Origin of the sequence: Aestuariimicrobium sp. T2.26MG-19.2B (genome assembly GCF_950101875.1) — a bacterium.
In the GTDB taxonomy this organism is placed as follows: Bacteria; Actinomycetota; Actinomycetes; order Propionibacteriales; family Propionibacteriaceae; genus Aestuariimicrobium; species Aestuariimicrobium kwangyangense.
Genome location: NZ_CATNLW010000001.1, coordinates 1,614,334 through 1,632,678 on the forward strand (window position 1 = coordinate 1,614,334; position 18,345 = coordinate 1,632,678).

The following is an 18,345-nucleotide window of genomic DNA, read 5'->3' on the forward strand; positions in this document are numbered from 1 at the left end:
TCGTCAGGGCTGGGAACTGTCGGACTCGAGCCGGGGTGCGATCAGTCGCACCTCGGCCGGGTGCTCCGACGACCCCAGCGCTGCCATCGCCATGTCGACGGCGGTCGACCCGATCAGCCGTCCGGGGATGTCGATGGTGGCCACCGCCACGCCGTGGCGAGCGACCATCTCGCGGGGGCCCACGACCACCACGGGGGTGTCGTCACCAATCCTCCGGCCGGCCCGGGCGAGGGCGGTGAGCACCCCGTCGGTCGCTGCCTCGTTGTGCACCACGACCCCGTCGAGGTCGGGGTGTTCTGCCAGCAGTGCTGCCATCTGGTCGCTGCCGGCCGCGAACGAGGCCTCGCTGCTGCGGGTGATCATCCCAAGGCCCAACTCGGAGGCCTCGTCGGTCACACCCCGCACCATCCGGTCGGCATAACTGGTGTGCCGCTCGAGCACGGCGGGCGGCGATCCCACCAGCGCCAGGTGCCGGGCCCCGGTGGCAGCCAGATGGCGGACGGCCAGCCGGCCGGCCTGCTCGAAGTCGAAGTCGATGCACGACAGACCGTCGGTGTCATCCGGCACCCCGATCAGGATGCAGGGTTGGGCCATCCGGCTCATCGCGGGCAGTCGCCAGTCCGACGACTCCACGTCCATCACGATCAGGGCATCGACCAGGCCGGCCGCCACGCGCTCGACACCGTCGGGATCGTCGTTGGTGAGCATCAGCACGTCATGGCCGTGGGAGCGCGACCGGGTGACCACCCCGGCCACGAACTGCATGATGACGCTGACGTCGACATCCGGACGAAGGGGTGCGATCAGCCCGATCACATGGGTGCGCTGGGAGGCCAGGGCGCGGGCCCCCGCATGGGGGCGGTAGTTGAGCGCGTCGATCGCCTCGTGCACGCGCTGGCGGGTCGGTTCCGAGATGGAACGACGACCCGAGAGCACGTACGACACCGTGCTCGCCGACACTCCGGCCCGCTTGGCCACGTCCTCGATCCGCGCCATGTGGCAGCCCCCCTCGACCTCCCCGTGCAGTGATCCTCGCGAATCCACCCCACCAACCATCCCGCAGAACGGGTATGCGCCCAGCCTAGTGTTGAAGCGCTTCGACAGACCAGACTCACCCTCGGAAGGTGTCACCACAGATGAAATTCTCAGACGGCTACTGGATGCTCCCGGCCGGTGTCGAAGCCCTGCGCGCCAGGGTCGTCGTCGACACCGAGGTGGAGCCGACCCGGGTGGTCGCGCACGTTGCCGACCAGCCCATGCGGCACCGCGGTGACACCCTGAACCGCCCGCTCATCAGCGTGGCGCTCGACTCCCCGGCCGAGGGCATCATCGGCGTCACCATCGAGCACTTCTCGGGCAGTGCCAGGCGCGAGCCCGACCTCGGCCTCTCGTCCGGCGACGCGACGGCGGTGACTGAGCGCACCGACTCCCACCTCGTCCTCACCTCGGGGAGCCTGCGAGCGCGGATCGCCACCGCCGGCGAGTGGCACCTGGTGTTCGAGCGGGCGGTCGGGGAGCAGTGGCAGCAGCTCACCTCGTCGACGGCACGCTCGATCGCCCTGCACACGGTGACCGGCAGGGGCGACGACGACGGCACCCATGTCAAGGAGCAGTTGTCGATCGCGGTGGGCGAGCACTTCTACGGGTTGGGTGAACGCTTCGGCCCGCTGGTCAAGAACGGGCAATCGGTCGACAACTGGAACGCCGACGGCGGCACCTCGTCCGAACAGGCCTACAAGAACGTGCCCTTCCTGCTCTCGGACCGCGGCTACGGGATCCTGGTCGAGTCGACCGACCGGGTCTCGTGGGAGGTCGCCAGCGAGGCGGTGTCGCGGGTGCAGTTCTCCGTGCCGGGGCAGCGACTCCGCTACCTGCTCGTCGACGGTCCCACCCCCGCCGAGGCGCTGGTGCGCTACACCGGACTGGCCGGTCGTCCGTCGCAGGTGCCGGCGTGGTCATACGGGTTGTGGTTGTCGACCTCGTTCACCACCAACTACGACGAGCAGACGGTGCTCTCGTTCGTCGACGGCATGGCCGAGCGGGGCATCCCCCTCAGCGTCTTCCACTTCGACTGCTTCTGGATGCGAGCGTTCCACTGGAGCGACTTCATCTGGGACCCGGCCACCTTCCCCGACCCCCGCGGACTGCTGGCCAAACTGCACCAGCGTGGGCTCAAGGTCTGTGTCTGGATCAACCCCTACATCGCCCAGCGATCCGAACTCTTCGCCGAGGGGTCAGAGCTGGGGTACCTGGTGCGCACGCCTTCCGGTGACGTCTGGCAGACCGACCAGTGGCAGGCCGGGATGGGTCTGGTCGACTTCACCAACCCCTCGGCTGCCGCCTGGTTCTCCGACAAGCTGAAGGCCCTGCTCGACGACGGGGTCGACTGTTTCAAGACGGACTTCGGCGAGCGCATCCCCACCGAGGTGGTCTGGCACGACGGCACCGACCCCCAGCTGATGCACAACTGGTACGCCACCCTCTACAACCGCAGCGTGCACGACCTGCTCGTGCGCGAGCGCGGCCAGGGTGAGGCGGTGTTGTTCGCACGGTCCGCCTCGCTGGGCGGGCAGCAGTACCCGGTGCACTGGGGCGGTGACTGCGAGTCGACCTTCGTGTCGATGGCCGAGTCACTGCGCGGTGGGCTGTCGCTGGCCTCGTCCGGTTTCGGGTTCTGGAGCCACGACATCGGGGGGTTCGAGGGCACTCCCGACCCCGCCGTGTTCAAGCGTTGGGTGGCCTTCGGGCTGCTCAGTTCGCACTCGCGGCTGCATGGTTCGAGTTCCTATCGGGTGCCCTGGGCCTTCGACGACGAGGCCGTCGAGATCACCCGGGCCTTCACGAGGCTGAAGCTCTCGCTGATGCCCTATCTGGGGTCGGCGGGCCTGGTGGCGCACCGCACCGGACTGCCGGTGATGCGTCCACTGGTGGTCGACTTCGCCCACGACAGATCGGCCGCCCTCGTCGACACCCAGTACCTGCTGGGCGACGCCCTGCTGGTCGCTCCGGTCTTCTCGGCCGAGGGGGACACCGAGTTCTATCTGCCCGCGGCGCTCGGCGGTGGCCGCTGGACGAACTGGTGGGACGGTTCGACCCTGCCGGGTGGCACGTGGCACCGCGAGACCCATGGGTTCGACACCCTTCCTCTCTACGCGCGCCCCGGTTCGGTGGTTCCGGTCGGCGGTCGGGACGATCGTCCCGACTACGACTGGGCCGAGGGGGTGGTGCTCCGCGTCTTCGAACCCGGCGACGGTTTCGAGCGAGAGCTGAGCCTCGCTCGCCCTGACGGTGGCGAGGTTGCCTTCCGCGTCGAGCGGCATGGCGACACCCTCACGATCAGCTCGGACGACGCACCCGCGGGGTGGGGGGCGGCGCTGGGCCGCCGCCGGGCCGTCCGTGAGAGTGGCGGCCGGGTGACGATCAGCCTCGCGCTCGCCCACCGGGACGACGTGCCGGCGCAGACGACGGACGAGGAACAGAGGTGATGAGCATGAACCAGGTCGACATGCAGCCCGGCAGCGCCAGCCCAGCCGTCGCCAACCCGGCCAACCCATTGGCGGCCATGGCCGGCGGTGCCCTGTTGTTCGGTGGGGACTACAACCCCGAACAGTGGGAACCCTCGGTCTGGCGTGAGGACGTCGCCCTGATGGTCGAGGCGGGGGTGAACATCGCCACCGTCGGCGTGTTCAGCTGGAGCCGCCTGCAGCCGACCGCCGACAGTTGGCAGGTCGACTGGCTCGACGAGGTGATCGACCTGCTGTGGTCGAACGGGATCGCCGTCGACCTGGCCACCCCCACCGCGTCACCCCCACCGTGGATGGGACTCGCCCACCCCGAGATCCTGTCGGTCAGCCCCGAGGGGAGGCGGAGCCGCCACGGTGGCCGCGCCCACTTCTGCCCCAGCTCGCCGGTGTTCAGGGCGGCCTGCCGCGAAGTGGCGTCCCGACTGGGGGAGCGCTACGGCGACCATCCGGCCGTGAAGCTGTGGCACATCGGCAACGAGTACGGCCACGGCTGCTGGTGTGACCTGTGTCGCTCGGAGTTCCAGGCCTTCCTCGAGCGCAGACACGGCACCATCGAGGCGCTCAACCACGCCTGGGGAACGGCGTTCTGGAGCCAGCACCATGCCAGCTTCGACGAAGTGGTGTTGCCCCTGCGTGGCATGAACCCCGGCGCTGTTCTCGATCACCGACGCTTCATCTCGTCCCAACTGCACCGGCTCTACCTCGACCAGCGAGAGGTGCTGACCCCACTGGTGGGAGGCACCCCCATCACCACGAACCTGATGGGGTTCTACGAGCACGTGGACGCGCAGCGGTGGGCTCCTGACCTCGACGTGATCGCCGACGACGAGTATCCCGACCCGTCCGACCCGCAGGCTCGCTCGCGGGTCGCACTGGTGCAGGACCAGCTCCGCTCACTGCGCGGCGGGCAGCCGTGGCTGCTGATGGAGCAGGCGATGGGTGCCGTCAACTGGCGACCGCACAATGTGCCCAAGACCTCCCGCCAGCGCATCGGCGACGCCGTGCGAGCCATCGGCCATGGTGCCGACGGGGTGCTCAGCTTCCAGTGGCGGCAGGCCGCCTCGGGATCAGAACGGTTCCACTCGGCGATGTTGCCCAACTCCGGCCCCGACACCTTGTTGCACCGCGACGTGCGCCGCATCGGTGCCCTGCTGCGGGAGCTCCGTCCCGTCGCGGGCACGCGCGTGAGCACCCCGGTCGCGCTCGTGCTCGACTGGGAGTCACGGTGGTCGGCCGAGGAACCCGATTCACCGTCGAATCTGAGGACGGTGCTGGACCAGGCCGAGCGGTGGCATCGCGTGCTGTGGGAGCGGGGCTGGCAGGTCGACGTGCGCGCGCCGTGGGACGACCTCAGCTCCTATCCGGTGGTGCTGGCGCCGTGCGCCCACCTGCTCGACCAGGACTCCGTCGCCAACCTGCGAGCCCATGTCGACGCCGGTGGGACGCTGGTGATGGGGCCGTTCAGCGCCGTCGAGGACGCGACCGCCCGGCTCTTCCCCGGCCCCTTCCCGGGCGGGTTCACCGATCTGCTGGGTGCCCGGGGGGAGCAGTGGTGGCCGCTGCCCGACGCGGGGGTGGGGCTGGTGTCGGCGAGCCTTGGCGACGGACGGGTCGACCACTGGGCCGAACGGTTGGTGCTCGACGATCAGCGCCCGGGCGAGGTGGTCGCAGCCTTCGACCCTGCCGATCCCGCGGGGGTGGACCTGGGCCCGGCCGTGTTGAAGTCACCGGGGCATGAGTTCTACTACCTCGGCGCCACCTTGGCGAGCGAGCAACTGGCGTCGCTGTTCGACCTGGTGCTGGGGCGCAAGGGTCTGCGTCCCGACCTCGGCGTGTTGGCGACCTCGAACGGCGTCGGGGTGTCGGGTGTCGAGGTGTCGGGGGACGAGGTGTCGGGTGCCGAGGTGCCCGGCGTCGAGGTGCCGGGTGTCGAGGTCATGGTGCGAGGAGGTCACACCTTCGTGGTGAACCACGACGCCGACGAGATCGAGCTCACCACCACGGTGCCCTGTCTCGACCTGGTCTCGGGTGAGCAGGGCAGCACGTTCCGCTTGGTGCCGCAGCAGGCGGGGGTGCTTCGTCCACTCAGCTGACACGGGGTGGGCCTGCCGGTTGCCTGCCTGTGGAGCCCGGCCCGGTCAGGTCAGGCCAAGTCAGGTCAGGCCAAGTCAGGTCAGGTCAGGGTCAGGGCGTCGGCGTCGATGATGGGCACGCCCTGGGGCAGGTACTTCACCAGGGCGCAGTTGCGCTTGACGAGTTCCTCGCCCACCCGGTCGCCGGTGCGCCGATCGATGATTTCGCGCCAGATCTCGTTGCGCCGGAAGCACTCGTCACCCCGCTTGAGGAACTCCTCGTGGCGGGCGGAGACCCGGTAGCTGAAGGCCTGCTCCCGGTCGGCGTGCAGTTCGCCCTCGAGGTGTCGCTCGCCGACGCGGACGCCGATCCGGAACGTCGAGTCGGTGTCGTTGCGCACGACGAGGTCGACGTAGTTCCACACGATGGAGCAGCCGACCCCCCACGGCAGCACGCGACCGTTGTCGGGGAAGGGGTCGAACGAGTGCTCGGAGCGCTCGACCACGGTGAGGGCCGAGTGCAGCACCATCCAGTGCAGCAGGTTGGCCAGCTGGCAGATGCCCCCGCCGACCCCGGGGCGAGCCTCACCATTCGACAAGCGCATGCCCTCGACGAACCCTCGCCGACGGGTGCAGTTCCCCACCACCTTGTTGAACGAGAACGACTCGCCGGGACGGATCACCAGGCCGTCCACCTCACGGGCGGCCAGCCGTAGGTTGGTGACCTTGTTGTGCTGCAACCACATCTCGGACTCACCCAGGCTCCGGAGCAGGAGCGACTTGTGGTGCTTCACCTTGACGGGTAGGTCGTCCTCGGACTTCTCGGCGGCCCACGGGGTGCCGGAGCTCTGCCACGCGATCCACCGGCGGGTCTGGTGGTACTTCACCGCGAGCGGGTAGAGCCAGGGATGACGCTCGCTCAGGGGCGCACCGACCTGGAGGCGGGTGGGCAGGTCGAGGGTTGCGGTCCCGGCCCGGGGACCGGCGATGGCCTGGGGGTCGGCCATCGTGCGCGGATTCGTCATGGTGTCCTCGGGGAGTGGGGGCGGTCGTGGAGTTCACGCCTGCTGCGCCGGGTGGGTTGTCGTCCTCAGGGAATCTTCACCCTCGGGCTCCACCGTCGACCGCTCCCCCCCCGGGGACCACTGTTCATCACATCGAGGACGGAATCACTTCTCGTACTCGGGACGGTCGGGCGAGCGGGTGGCGGTGATCGAGGGATCGTCGGTCACGACCGGCTTGACGATCTCGTCGATCTTCGCCATCGCGTCGGCCGGGATCTTGACCCCTGCGGCGGCAGCGCTGTCCTTCAACTGCTCGGGGCGCGAGGCACCGACGATGGCGCAGCCGACGTTCGGGTTCTGCAGCACCCAGGCGATGGCCAGGGTGGGCATCGACAGGCCCAGGTCGGAGGCGATCGGCTTGAGCTGCTGCACCCGGGTGAGCAGGTCCTCGTTCTCGAGCCAACGGGCGACCATGTTCTTGCCACCCTTCTCGTCGGTGGCGCGGGACCCCTCCGGAGCAGCCTGGCCGGGCAGGTACTTGCCCGAGAGCACACCCTGGGCCATCGGCGACCAGACCACCTGCGAGATGCCCAGCTCGGTCGAGGTGGGGACCACCTCTGCCTCGATGACGCGCTGCAGGATCGAGTACTCCGGCTGGTTCGAGATCAGCTGGATGCCCAACTGCACGGCCAGTCCATGGGCCTCGCGGAGCTGGTCGGCCGTCCACTCCGAGACGCCGATGTAGAGCGCCTTGCCGGCCCGGACGACGTCGGCGAAGGCCTGCATCGTCTCTTCCAGCGGAGTGAAGTGGTCGTAGCGGTGTGCCTGGTAGAGGTCGACGTGGTCGGTCTGCAGGCGCTTCAGCGAACCGTTGATGGCCTCGGTGATGTGCTTGCGGCTCAGACCCCGGTCGTTGTGGCCCTTGGGTCCGGTGGGTCCGAAGACCTTCGTGAAGATCTCGAGCGACTCGCGCCGCTCACCCTTGAGGGCCTCGCCCAGCACGGTCTCGGCTGCGGTGTTGGCATAGACGTCTGCGGTGTCGAAGGTCGAGATGCCCAGGTCCAGGGCGGCACGCACGCACGCCGTGGCCTGGTCGGCCTCGATCTGGGAGCCGTGGGTCAGCCAGTTGCCGTAACAGACCTCAGAGATGAGCATTCCGGACTTGCCGAGGTTGCGAAACTCCATGATCGCGTTCCCTTTCGTTCGTTGGCATCGGGGGACGATGCCGCGGTCGCCTTCCATCTTGGCGGCTGGCGGTGTGCTGCGTGCCCGGTCTCGCAATAGGCTCCACGTCATGTGCGCGAATGCCCGGGCGACGACGCCGGAACCGCTTCTGTTGACCTACTCCGAGCCGGCTCCGCTCGATGCCTGGGAGACCCACTCCCTGCCGATCGGCAACGGGGCTCTGGGGGCCAGCGTCTTCGGTGGCATCCACGACGACCACGTGGTGCTCAACGAGAAGTCCCTGTGGTCGGGAGGTCCCGGAACCGAGGGGTGGACCCACGGCAACTACCCGGACGACGAGGTCGCTTGGCGACACCAGCGCCTGGCCGAACTGCGCGCCAGGCTTGCCCGGGGCGAGGAACTGGATCCCGAACTGGTGATGGCCCATGACCAGTTGGGGCAGGCCAAGGTCGGCTACGGATCGATGCAGACCTTCGGGCGCCTGGAGTTCTCCTTCGACCCGGTGGAGCCGGCTCCGGGACTCCCGCCCGCGGGGGACTACCGTCGCACGCTCGACCTGACGACCGGCATCGCCAAGGTCGCCGGCGAGAGCGGCAGCTTCGTCCGGGAGTACTTCGCCTCCCACCCCGACCGGGTGGTCGCGATCCGCCTGACCGGGGTTGCGCCCGTCGCCGTGACGATCGGGTGGGACCCGTGCGCCGCGCCGGACGACCTGTTGGGAGCCGCCACGCTGACGGCCGAACTGGTCGGCGGCGTCGGGCTGCTGACCTGTGCGGGCTCCGGCGTCGACAACGGCCTTCGCTACTTCGGCCAGGCGCGCGTGCAGGTCACCGGGGGGACGATCACCCGTGTGGGCTCGTCCGAGGGCGGTCTACTGCGGGTCGAGGGTGCCTCGGAGGTGCTGCTGGTCTGGTCGGGTGCCACCGATTATGCCAACGTGCACCCCCATTACCGCTCCGGACTGGATCCTCGAGCGCGGGTCGAGTCCGATCTGGCCTCCGCACTCGAGCGGGGTTGGGCGCAGCTGCGAGAGCGCCACGTCACCGACCACGACGCCCTCTTCTCCCGAGTGAGCCTCGAACTGGGGGGTGCCCCCGGGCAGGGCGACACCTCTGACTGGCTGGAGCAGTACGGCACCAACGCGTCCGCCGATCGTCACCTCGAGGTGCTGCATGCCCAGTACGGGCGTTACCTGTTGATCGCGTCGTCTCGTCCGGGGTCGCTGCCTGCCAACCTGCAGGGGGTCTGGACGAACGTCAACAACCCGCCCTGGGGTGCCGACTACCACCCGAACATCAACGTGCAGATGAACTACTGGCCGGCATGGGTCGCCGGTCTGGACGAATGCGCCATTCCCTACCTCGACTGGGTGCACAGTCTGGTCGCTCCCGGTACGGAGTCCGCGGCGAACGTGGTCGGTGCCCGCGGGTGGATGGTCAACAACGAGACCAATCCCTACGGCTTCACGGGGGTCTTCGACTGGCCGACGGCCGCTTGGTTCCCCGAGGCGGGGGCCTGGTTGGCGCAGGCCTTCTGGTGGCACCACCGCCACACTGCGGACGTCGAGGTCCTGCGCCGTCAGGGTTGGCCGGTGCTGTCGGGCGCCTGCGAGCTGTGGCTCGACACCCTGCAGCCCTCCGAGGTCGCGGCCGACCAGGGGAAGCTGCTGGCGAACCCGTCGTTCAGTCCCGAGCAGGGGTGGTTCACCGCCGGGGCTGCCATGAGTCAGCAGATCGTCACGGAATTGTTCGTGACCACCCTCGAGGCGGCCGCGGTGCTGGGCATCGAGGACGATCTGGTCGCCCGGGTCCGCGCGACGCTGCCCCTGCTCGCGGACGGGATGGACGTGCGCGATGGTGCCGTGGCCGAGTGGCGGGTCGAGCACGTCTCGGGCACCGAACCCCACCATCGCCACACCTCGCACCTCTACGCCCTGCACCCCGGGCGAGCGATGGCGACCAGCCCACGCGCGGACGAGTTGCTGACCGCCGCCCGCGAGACCCTCGAGCGGCGCGGTGACCGGTCCACCGGTTGGTCGATGGCGTGGAAGATCAACTTCTGGTCACGGCTGGGTGACGGTGACCGCGCCCACCGACTGCTGGGCGAGCTGTTGCGCTCCTCGACCCTGCCGAATCTCTGGGACACCCACCCTCCCTTCCAGATCGACGGCAACTTCGGCGCCACCGCGGGTGTGCTCGGCATGCTCGTGCGCAGTGACCTCGGTCCCGCCCTGACCCCGGACTCACCCGAACGGGTGCTGCTGGAGCTGCTGCCGGCGCTGCCGCCGGCCTGGCCGACCGGCTCGGTGGCCGGGGTGCGCACGTGGGGCGGGCTCAGCGTCGACCTCGTCTGGGACGAGGGGGTGCCCACGCGGGTGATCCTCACCGCCGAGCGCCCTGTCGAGGTGGAGGTCGTCGGGTCGGACCTGCGCGAACAGGTCTCGGTGTCCGCTGGTGAGGTCTGGGAGTGGGGTCGCCGGGACGGCTGATCGTCCCTGCCCTCGTCCCTCCCAGGTTGCCCTCGTTGCGCGCACCTGCCCTCGTCCCTGCCAGGTCGCCCTCCTCCCTGCCGGCTTGCCCTCGTACCGAGCCAGTTGCCCTCGTTGCGCACACCTGCCCTGTCCCTGGACGGGGGCAACTGCGCCGGACGAGGGCAACTCGTTCGTAACGCGGGCAACTGGTTCATGACGCGGGCAACTGGTCCGGACGAGGGCAACTGCGCCGGACGAGGGCAACTGCGCCGGACGAGGGCAACTGGCTCGACCCTGCTGGCGCCGCCTGACCCTCCCCCAGGAGGATCACGTTTCCCGGCGCTGATCTACTACGAGCGGTAGTATTGAGTCACACCAGGCCCGGGCGGGCCGGGCTGGCGTTCCCCGAAGGGGGTGGGAACGATGGCTGCGTTGAGCAGGTCCCGACTGGCCACCACGGCGATGTGGTTGCTGGGTCTGGCGGCGGTGCTGCTGGTCGTGTCGGTGATCCCGGGGCCGGAGATGGTGCGCGCCTCTGTGTACACGGTCGCCTTCTGGGTGGCCCTCGGCGGTCTGGGTGTGATCCTGGCCGACCGTCTGCACGTGCGCCGGGAACGGCCCACAGTTCTTCCGGTGACGTCGCTGGGCTGGTGGTCGCTCGGTCTGATGGTGGCCGGCGTCCTCGTGTTCGTGGTGATGGGAATCGCCTCCGCTCGTGGCAGCAGGGGACCCGGCATCCCGTTGTTCGTGTTCACGGTGACAGGCTTCACGGCGATGGCGGCGGCCGGCGTGATGGCGCTGGCGGCCTGGGTGAAGCGGCGCGAACGCTCGCTGTTGGTCGCCCTGGCCATCGTCCCGGCGTTGTTCGCCATCTACTTCGTGGCGGGGGAGTTCGCCTTCCCGCACTGAGGCCATGGCATGGGAGACGTCCCGCCCGGAGTCACGGAGCGGGCACGAATGGGGGGAGCCCAAGCGGGCGCGGATGGCGCGCTTGTGGCGCGGTAACCGACAACTCGTCGCTGGAGGCCCAGGAAATCCTGGGCGGGGTCACCCGGACGATCCGGCGACGTGTTCTCGGCTCCTTGCTGCAGGGACGACCGGTGGCACCGGTTTCCGCCCCGGCCTCACCGTCCGACCATGCCGACGCCCTTCGTCAGCCGCGCGAGACCCTGGTCGAGCACGGCTGCCTGCCTGGCCAGCAACTGGAGTTGGGACTCGACCAGGAAGAACTCCGCAGGCGTGGTCCAGCCCGGGCGGCGCCAGACCGGGATCAGCTCCTTGATGGACTCCTGGTGGTCCGAGAGGCGGGAGAGCACCCCGATCAGGGTGTCTGCCCGCTCGTCGAGCAGGTCGAAGTCATGGTTGAACTTCTCCCCGAATTCGGGGTCGAGCTTCGTGGACATGCTGGTCACCTTTCGTGGAGGAGGGTGCCCGGATGGGCTACCCACCCAACAAGAGGCGTGACCGCTCGCGCCGATACGTGCAACCACTCAGGAGGCGGCCGGGCCCTCCTCGAGCACCCGCTGCAGGAACTGCCTCGTCCGTTCCTGGCGAGGGTTGCTGATCACCTCGCGAGCGGGGCCCTCCTCGACGACCACACCGTCGTCCATGAAGACCACCCGGTCGGCGACGTCACGGGCGAAGGCGATCTCGTGGGTGACCACGATCATGGTGGTGCCCTGCTCGGCCAGTTCGCGCATCACGCGCAGCACCTCCCCGACCAGCTCGGGGTCGAGGGCCGAGGTGGGCTCGTCGAAGAGCATGAGCTTGGGCTTCATTGCCAGGGCGCGGGCGATGGCCACGCGCTGCTGCTGACCCCCCGACAGTTGCGAGGGGTAGTGGTGCGGCTTGTCCGCCAGTCCGACCTGGTCGAGCAACCGTTCGGCCTCGGCGACGGCCTGCGCCTTCGACACCCGCTTCACCTGCATCGGTGCCTCGATGATGTTCTCGAGTGCAGTCTTGTGCGGGAACAGGTTGAACCGCTGGAAGACCATGCCGATCTCGCGGCGTTGCGCGGCCTTCTGCTGGTCACCGAGATGGCGGAGCCTGCCAGGAGCGGTCTCCTCGAGGCCCATCAGCTCGCCGTCGACGAAGATGCGCCCGCCGTCGAGGTCCTCCAACATGTTGATGCACCGCAGGAAGGTGGTCTTGCCCGACCCGGAGGGTCCGAGCAGGCACACCACCTCGCCGGGATGCACCACCAGGTCGATCCCCTTCAGCACGTGGTGCCGGTGGAAGGACTTGTGCACGTTGATCGCCTCGACCAGGGGATCGCGAGCGGAGTCACCCTCGGCCCGTGCCGGCGGCCGATCCAACTGGCCCATCTCGCTCATCAGTGTTCCCCGACCTTGTCCAGCAACCGTTGCGCCTTGGGGTTGACGGTGCCGAAGCCTCGTCCGAAATGGCGCTCGAGAAGGCTCTGGAAGACCATCAACACCGAGCAGACGATGATGTACCACAGGGTCGCCGCCACGTAGGCGGGCATGATCTTGTAGGTGCGGTTGGCCACGATGGTGGCCTGGTTGAACAGCTCCAGCCCCACGGGCACGGCGATCAGCAGCGAGGTGTCCTTGACCATCGCGATGGTCTCGTTGCCCGTCGGTGGCACGATCACGCGCATGGCCTGTGGCAGGACGATCCGGCGCATCGTCCTCGACGAGCTCATGCCGAGGGCTGAGGCTGCCTCACGCTGGCCGGTGTCGACGCTCAGGATGCCGGCGCGGGCAATCTCTGCCATGTAGGCGGCCTCCGACAGGCCCAGCCCGACGGCGCCGATGACGATGCCCTGGCTCAGCCGCCGGGTGTCGATCTGCCAGGGCGACAACGTGTTCAGGTCGAGCCCCAGCAGCCGTGACACCTGCTGCCCGAACGGCAGACCGAGGTCGAGGTGCGGGTACAGGTAGATCACCCCCACGCCGAGGATGGTCAGCAATACGTAGCGGGGCACCGACCGGAAGAACCACGTGTACACGGCGGCGACAGTGCTGAGCACGGGGTTGGACGACAACCTCATCACGGCGAGCAGAACACCGAGGGTGACGCCGACGATCATCGCCAGCAGCGTGCCCAACAGGGTGCCCACCAGCAGTCCCTGCAGGATGGGCCGGTAGTTCATCACCGAGAAGACGTAGCTCCACTCCCAGCGCGGGTTCGTGATGAAGGAACGGACCATCATCGCGGCCACCACGAGGATCAGGAAGACCAGGACCCACCGCCACGGGTGACGCACCGGGGCGGCCCTCAGGTCGCCCGGACGTTCCGCTCGGGAGCGCTCCAACAGGGAACTGCTCATCGGCTGTCCTTCCGGTCCGGTCGTGGGGTGCGTCAACCCCCGGCGCTCCGGAATCGTAGCGCCGGGGGAGAGGACGCTCAGGGGTTGACGGGGAACTCGGCCACGGCTCCGTCGGAGTTGTTCCACTTCGACAGGATCGCCTCGTAGGTGCCATCCGCCTTGAGCTTGGCCAGTGCCTCACCGATCACCGCGGCGAACTCGGCGTTCCGCTTCGAGACGACGATGCCGTAGGGGGCTGCGTCGTACATCGTGCCCACCTGCTCGAGTTGCCCATTGGTCTGGCCGATCGCGTAGGCCACCACGGGGGAGTCGGCCAACATGGCGTCGGCCTTGCCCGAGATGACGTCAGCGGTCGCCTTCGACTGCTCCCCCTCGACCACGACGGTGATCTTGGGCTTGCCGGCCCCGGTGCAGGCCTTGTCGCGGGCCTGGATGTCGTCCACCTGCACCGTGCCCTTCTGCACGGCGACGGTCTTGCCACACATGTCGTCGGGCTTGAGGTTCGACCCGGGCTTGGCCGCCCACGAGGTGCCGGCGGTGAAGTACTGCACCATCGAGACCTGCTTCTTGCGCTGGTCGTTGATGGTGAACGAGCTGACGGCGATGTCGTACTTGCCGCTCGTCACCCCCAGGATGATGGTGTCGAAACCGGCGTTGTTGTACTGCACCTTGAGGCCCAGGGTGGTGGCGACAGCGTTCATCAGGTCGACGTCCATGCCGATGATGGTCTTGCCGTCGGTGTCCATGAACTCGTTGGGCGCGTACGAGGCGTCGCTGCCGTCGATCAGGGTGCCCTTCTGCTTGATCGCGGCGGGAACCTTCGCAGCCAGCGCATCGTCGAGGGTGCCGGTGATCGGCTTGGACGAGGCAGACCCCGAGGCGCTGGCGGACGATCCCGTGCTGGCAGCGCTCGAGGGCTCGCCACCGGGCAGCTGGGTGGACCCGCAGGCCGTCAGGGTGAGGCTGAGCAGTCCCACGCCGACCAGGGCTGTCCGCAGGGTCGAGGGCCGCAGGGTCGAGGGCCGCTGGGTCCAGCGGCGGAGCTTGGTGTGAACCGGCATCGTGTCAGGCCTCTTTCATCGGGTCTCGTGCCCCACGATCATTCCACCGACGGACGCTCGGGCCGTCCACGTCTGGGGGTCGGACGCCGATCGCCACCAGTTGGGCATGACCGCTGGCCGTAGGGTGTGGGGGTGAGCTTCGACGAATCCGACCTCGGCGCCCTCGACGTCCCCCAGATCCACGCCGGCAAGGTGCGGCGGTTGTACGCATGGCCGGCGGACGAATCCGGGCGTGGCCGTCTGCTGATGGTCGCCACCGATGCCGTCAGCGCCTACGACCACGTGCTGTCGCGGCCGATCCCCGACAAGGGTGCCGTGCTCACCCAGTTGTCGCAGTGGTGGTTCGCCCAGCTGGACGAGGTGGTCGACAACCATGTGCTGTCGACCGACGTGCCTGCCGTGGTCGAAGGGCGGGCGGTGATCTGCGAGGCGCTGGAGATGTTCCCCGTCGAGTGCGTCGCCCGTGGCTACCTGACGGGTTCGGGCTGGGCCGAGTACCAGGCCTCCCGCACGGTCTGCGGTATCGACCTGCCCGAGGGACTGCACGACGGGTCGCGGCTGCCGGAGCCGATCTTCACCCCCGCCACCAAGGCCGAACTGGGCGAGCACGACGAGAACATCGACTTCGCGCGCATGGTCGACATCGTCGGTGCCGAGGCGGCTGAGCGGCTGCGCACCCTGACACTGGCCATCTACGCCCGCGCCGAGCAGATCGCCCGCGAGCGGGGCATCATCCTGGCCGACACCAAGGTCGAGTTCGGACGCCGACCCGACGGCACCATCGTGTTGGCCGACGAGGTGCTGACCCCCGACTCGTCCCGGTTCTGGGACGCCACTGCCTGGCAGGAGGGCCGCCTGGAGTCCTTCGACAAGCAGTACCTGCGCGACTGGCTGACTCGCGAATCGGGCTGGGACAAGGGCTCTGACGCGCCACCGCCGCCGCTGCCCGACGACGTTGTGACTGCCACCCGGGAGCGCTACCTCGAGGCCTACCAGCGGCTCACCGGGAGCGCCTTCGTCCCCGCCGGAGCCGGTAGGATCTCGCCCATGGCCAAGATCGTGGTGGACGTCATGCCCAAGCCCGAGATCCTCGACCCCCAGGGCAAGGCGGTGACGGGTGCGCTGCAACGGCTGGGGCACTCCGGGCTCACCGTTCGGCAGGGCAAGCGCTTCGAGATCGAGGTCGACGGTGAGATCACCGATGCCCGGCTCGACGAGGTGCGCCAAGCGGCCGAGACGCTGCTCGCCAACACCGTGATCGAGCAGTTCGACGTGCGCGTCGAGGAGGCCTGAGCATGGCCACCCGCATCGGCGTGGTGACCTTCCCCGGTTCACTGGACGACCACGACGCCTCCCGTGCCGTGCGGCTGTCGGGTGCCGAGCCGGTGTCGCTGTGGCACGCGTCGGACTCGCTCGAGGGTGTCGACGCCGTCATCCTGCCCGGTGGATTCTCCTACGGCGACTACCTCAGGTGCGGGGCCATCGCCCGGTTCTCGCCCGTCATGGGATCGGTGATCGACGCGGCCAACGCCGGCATGCCGGTGCTCGGCATCTGCAACGGGTTCCAGGTGCTCTGCGAGACCCATCTGCTGCCCGGGGCCATGATCCGCAACGAATCGCGCCACTTCATCTGCCGCGACCAGCGCCTGCGCGTGGAGTCGGCCGACACCGTCTGGACCTGCGACTTCGAGTCCGGCCAGGAGATCACCATCGTGCTGAAGAACGGCGAGGGCAACTACCAGGCCGATGCCGAGACCCTGAAGCGACTCGAGGGCAACAACCAGGTCGTCTTCCGCTACCTCGACAACCCCAACGGCTCGGTCAACGACATCGCGGGCATCACCAACGAGCGCGGCAACGTGGTCGGCCTGATGCCGCACCCGGAGCACAACATGGAGGAGTTGACCTCACCGTCGCTGGACGGGCGGTCCTTCTTCTCGTCGGTACAGCGCTTCCTGGCCGCCCACGTCTGAGCCGCCGGTGATCACGGCGAAGTCGCTGCTGTTGTTCGTGGCCGCGGCGATCTGCGAGATCGGTGGGGCCTGGCTGGTCTGGCAGGGAGTGCGCGAGCACAAGGGCTGGCTGTGGGCCGGGGCCGGGGTGATCGCCCTGGGCATCTACGGGTTCGTGGCCACCCTGCAGCCCGACGCCCACTTCGGACGCATCCTGGCCGCCTACGGCGGGGTCTTCGTGGCGGGCTCACTGCTGTGGGCGATGGTCGTCGACGGGTTCCGTCCCGATCGCTGGGACGTGATCGGTGCCATCGTGTGTCTGCTCGGGGTGGCCGTGATCATGTACGCCCCCCGCGCCGCCTGACCCCCGGTTCCCCCGACAGCCCTGGGCCGCTTGCCCCCGGCGTGCAGACGCAGCTGGGTACCCCCCTCTCGGCGAACCGTCGCTGGCTCTCGCTCCTGGTCCGCTTGCCCTCGGGATCGGGCTCGCTGGCTTCCCCGCGTGGTCTCACGCCACTTCCGGACTCGTCCCGCTGAACCTCCGCCAGGATCACCACCGTGGCTCGACCAACCCTCCGAAACCGGCGGTTGGTCGAGCCCGCGTGGTGATCCTGGCGTGATCGGAGGTCGCCGTGACGTGGCCGGGCTCCTAGGCCGGGCGTCGGGCGTGGTCGTTGGGCGAAATCAGGCTGATCGGGGCAGCTGCCGACGACGGCTCACTCGTCCCGGACCTCGACGGTGCACGCCCAGCCTGAGGGCGGCGGTGATCTCGTGCACGACCTCGTCCCAGTCGAGCATGACCGACTCCCACGTCAGCCGCATCGGGGTGTAGCCGAGGGCCACCAGTCGCCTGTCGCGGCGGCGATCGCTGTTGTGCCCCGTGGGGGTGGCATGGGTCTCGCGCCCGTCCACCTCGAGGGCCAGGCAGTCGCCCACCAGCAGATCGATCCGACCCACCCCGGGTATGAAGACCTGACTGCGTACTCGATGTCCCAGAGCCACCAGCCGCACTCGCGTCAGTGACTCGATGCCCGACTCCGCGCGGGCGCACCGCCGAAGCAGTGCACGGACGTGGTCGGGTTCGTCGGTCAGGAGGTCGGCCAGGTCGTCCCATCCCGCGAGCCCGAGATGGACAACATTGTCGAGGATGGCGACGAACTCCTCCGAGGTGCAGCAGTGGGCGGCGCACCGGACCGCGATTGGCCATGGGTCAAGGGCCCGTCTGGGCCAGCCCGGTCGGCCCGAAGGCTTGCACACCTTCAGTCCACCGCTGTTCCACCTGCGCCTGTGGTGCTCCGAGCGTCGGATGTGGAGAGTGCGATCCAGCGGCGTCCAGATGCCATGGAGGCGCAGCGCCGACACGCACGACAGGACGCCACCGCTCGAGACGGCCCGGACCACCGCGGGGTCGGCACCTGCCGTGGCGAACCATCCCGGACGAAGCCGCCGCAACGCACCGGTGACCACCGCCTGCTTGATCGCGTGGTCCGTTGCGCCCAGAGTGTGCAGTTCGCGACGGGTGAGCACCCCGCTGGGCTGGAGCCGCTGGATCTCGAAGTGCCAGGCATGGGAGGACATGCCCATCACGGTGAACCTTGCGGTGCCGCGGGGACGGCGCCCCGATGCGACGGACAACACCCGGACAACACTTCTTGGCCCCGGAGAACCAATGGGGGAGCCGCAAAAACCGTTGCCAAGCCCGGCGCCCGCCGAAGATGACGCCACGATCACCACCGTGGCTCGACCAACCCTCGAAAACCAGCGGTTGGTCGAGCCACCGTGGTG

The 18,345-nt window shown here is 68.8% G+C and carries 15 protein-coding genes; 7 read left to right on the top strand and 8 right to left on the bottom strand.

Annotation, left to right across the window (positions count from 1 at the left end; all coding sequences use genetic code 11):
* Positions 1 to 3 precede the first annotated feature (3 nt).
* Positions 4 to 996 carry a LacI family DNA-binding transcriptional regulator gene (locus tag QQZ11_RS07230; protein WP_284549569.1) on the bottom strand — a complete coding sequence of 331 codons (993 nt, stop codon included), beginning with the start codon at positions 994 to 996 and terminating at the stop codon, positions 4 to 6.
* A gap of 140 nt (positions 997 to 1,136) precedes the next feature.
* On the opposite strand from QQZ11_RS07230, the gene yicI reads away from it, so the two are divergent.
* Positions 1,137 to 3,485: an alpha-xylosidase gene (gene yicI, locus QQZ11_RS07235; RefSeq protein WP_284549571.1), complete on the top strand. Its 2,349-nt coding sequence runs from the start codon at positions 1,137 to 1,139 to the stop codon at positions 3,483 to 3,485.
* Positions 3,485 to 5,617 (top strand): beta-galactosidase, encoded by a 2,133-nt coding sequence (locus QQZ11_RS07240; protein ID WP_284549573.1) that lies wholly within the window; start codon positions 3,485 to 3,487, stop codon positions 5,615 to 5,617. Before yicI ends, QQZ11_RS07240 begins: the two co-directional genes overlap by 1 nt.
* A gap of 80 nt (positions 5,618 to 5,697) precedes the next feature.
* Here QQZ11_RS07240 and QQZ11_RS07245 read toward each other — a convergent pair whose 3' ends face one another.
* Both QQZ11_RS07245 and QQZ11_RS07250 read right to left on the bottom strand, forming a co-directional pair.
* Complete coding sequence (locus QQZ11_RS07245) at positions 5,698 to 6,621, bottom strand: VanW family protein (RefSeq protein ID WP_284549575.1); 924 nt, start codon at positions 6,619 to 6,621, stop codon at positions 5,698 to 5,700.
* Positions 6,622 to 6,765: 144 nt separating this feature from the next.
* Positions 6,766 to 7,785, bottom strand: coding sequence for an aldo/keto reductase family protein (locus QQZ11_RS07250; RefSeq protein ID WP_022911069.1), 1,020 nt, complete (start codon positions 7,783 to 7,785; stop codon positions 6,766 to 6,768).
* Positions 7,786 to 7,894: 109 nt separating this feature from the next.
* On the opposite strand from QQZ11_RS07250, the gene QQZ11_RS07255 reads away from it, so the two are divergent.
* Positions 7,895 to 10,273, top strand: coding sequence for a glycoside hydrolase family 95 protein (locus tag QQZ11_RS07255; protein WP_284549576.1), 2,379 nt, complete (start codon positions 7,895 to 7,897; stop codon positions 10,271 to 10,273).
* 414 nt (positions 10,274 to 10,687) lie between these two features.
* Complete coding sequence (locus QQZ11_RS07260) at positions 10,688 to 11,164, top strand: hypothetical protein (protein WP_284549577.1); 477 nt, start codon at positions 10,688 to 10,690, stop codon at positions 11,162 to 11,164.
* A gap of 215 nt (positions 11,165 to 11,379) precedes the next feature.
* Here the strand turns inward: QQZ11_RS07260 and QQZ11_RS07265 are convergent, their stop codons facing one another.
* The 4 genes from QQZ11_RS07265 to QQZ11_RS07280 all read right to left on the bottom strand — a co-directional run bounded on the left by QQZ11_RS07265 (position 11,380) and on the right by QQZ11_RS07280 (position 14,608).
* Positions 11,380 to 11,658 (bottom strand): hypothetical protein, encoded by a 279-nt coding sequence (locus QQZ11_RS07265; protein WP_284549579.1) that lies wholly within the window; start codon positions 11,656 to 11,658, stop codon positions 11,380 to 11,382.
* Between the two features lie 87 nt (positions 11,659 to 11,745).
* The gene (locus QQZ11_RS07270) at positions 11,746 to 12,522 is read right to left on the bottom strand and encodes an amino acid ABC transporter ATP-binding protein (RefSeq protein ID WP_446698840.1); all 777 of its coding nucleotides are present in this window, start codon (positions 12,520 to 12,522) and stop codon (positions 11,746 to 11,748) included.
* A gap of 65 nt (positions 12,523 to 12,587) precedes the next feature.
* Entirely contained in the window at positions 12,588 to 13,547 is a 960-nt protein-coding gene (locus QQZ11_RS07275; RefSeq protein WP_026378181.1) for an amino acid ABC transporter permease, read from the bottom strand.
* A gap of 77 nt (positions 13,548 to 13,624) precedes the next feature.
* Positions 13,625 to 14,608 (bottom strand): ABC transporter substrate-binding protein, encoded by a 984-nt coding sequence (locus QQZ11_RS07280; RefSeq protein WP_284549581.1) that lies wholly within the window; start codon positions 14,606 to 14,608, stop codon positions 13,625 to 13,627.
* Between the two features lie 132 nt (positions 14,609 to 14,740).
* Here QQZ11_RS07280 and QQZ11_RS07285 point away from each other — a divergent pair, with 132 nt between their 5' ends.
* The 3 genes from QQZ11_RS07285 to QQZ11_RS07295 are packed head-to-tail and all read left to right on the top strand — an operon-like array spanning position 14,741 to position 16,924.
* Entirely contained in the window at positions 14,741 to 15,901 is a 1,161-nt protein-coding gene (locus tag QQZ11_RS07285; protein ID WP_284549582.1) for a phosphoribosylaminoimidazolesuccinocarboxamide synthase, read from the top strand.
* Positions 15,902 to 15,903: 2 nt separating this feature from the next.
* Complete coding sequence (gene purQ, locus QQZ11_RS07290) at positions 15,904 to 16,581, top strand: phosphoribosylformylglycinamidine synthase subunit PurQ (protein WP_284549584.1); 678 nt, start codon at positions 15,904 to 15,906, stop codon at positions 16,579 to 16,581.
* Between the two features lie 7 nt (positions 16,582 to 16,588).
* On the top strand, positions 16,589 to 16,924 hold the full coding sequence (locus QQZ11_RS07295) for a YnfA family protein (RefSeq protein WP_284549586.1): 336 nt from the start codon (positions 16,589 to 16,591) through the stop codon (positions 16,922 to 16,924).
* 320 nt (positions 16,925 to 17,244) lie between these two features.
* Here QQZ11_RS07295 and QQZ11_RS07300 read toward each other — a convergent pair whose 3' ends face one another.
* Positions 17,245 to 18,138 (bottom strand): DUF559 domain-containing protein, encoded by an 894-nt coding sequence (locus tag QQZ11_RS07300; RefSeq protein WP_284549587.1) that lies wholly within the window; start codon positions 18,136 to 18,138, stop codon positions 17,245 to 17,247.
* Between the last annotated feature and the right edge of the window lie 207 nt (positions 18,139 to 18,345).

Excerpts from the sequence above, each read along its gene's own strand:
- QQZ11_RS07265 (WP_284549579.1), bottom strand. The coding sequence starts at position 11,658 with ATGTCCACGAAGCTCGACCCCGAATTCGGGGAGAAGTTCAACCATGAC.
- QQZ11_RS07230 (WP_284549569.1), bottom strand. The coding sequence starts at position 996 with ATGGCGCGGATCGAGGACGTGGCCAAGCGGGCCGGAGTGTCGGCGAGC.
- QQZ11_RS07240 (WP_284549573.1), top strand. The coding sequence starts at position 3,485 with ATGAGCATGAACCAGGTCGACATGCAGCCCGGCAGCGCCAGCCCAGCC.
- QQZ11_RS07275 (WP_026378181.1), bottom strand. The coding sequence starts at position 13,547 with ATGAGCAGTTCCCTGTTGGAGCGCTCCCGAGCGGAACGTCCGGGCGAC.
- yicI (WP_284549571.1), top strand. The coding sequence starts at position 1,137 with ATGAAATTCTCAGACGGCTACTGGATGCTCCCGGCCGGTGTCGAAGCC.
- QQZ11_RS07245 (WP_284549575.1), bottom strand. The coding sequence starts at position 6,621 with ATGACGAATCCGCGCACGATGGCCGACCCCCAGGCCATCGCCGGTCCC.
- QQZ11_RS07300 (WP_284549587.1), bottom strand. The coding sequence starts at position 18,138 with ATGTCCTCCCATGCCTGGCACTTCGAGATCCAGCGGCTCCAGCCCAGC.
- QQZ11_RS07250 (WP_022911069.1), bottom strand. The coding sequence starts at position 7,785 with ATGGAGTTTCGCAACCTCGGCAAGTCCGGAATGCTCATCTCTGAGGTC.
- QQZ11_RS07280 (WP_284549581.1), bottom strand. The coding sequence starts at position 14,608 with ATGCCGGTTCACACCAAGCTCCGCCGCTGGACCCAGCGGCCCTCGACC.
- purQ (WP_284549584.1), top strand. The coding sequence starts at position 15,904 with ATGGCCACCCGCATCGGCGTGGTGACCTTCCCCGGTTCACTGGACGAC.
- QQZ11_RS07255 (WP_284549576.1), top strand. The coding sequence starts at position 7,895 with ATGTGCGCGAATGCCCGGGCGACGACGCCGGAACCGCTTCTGTTGACC.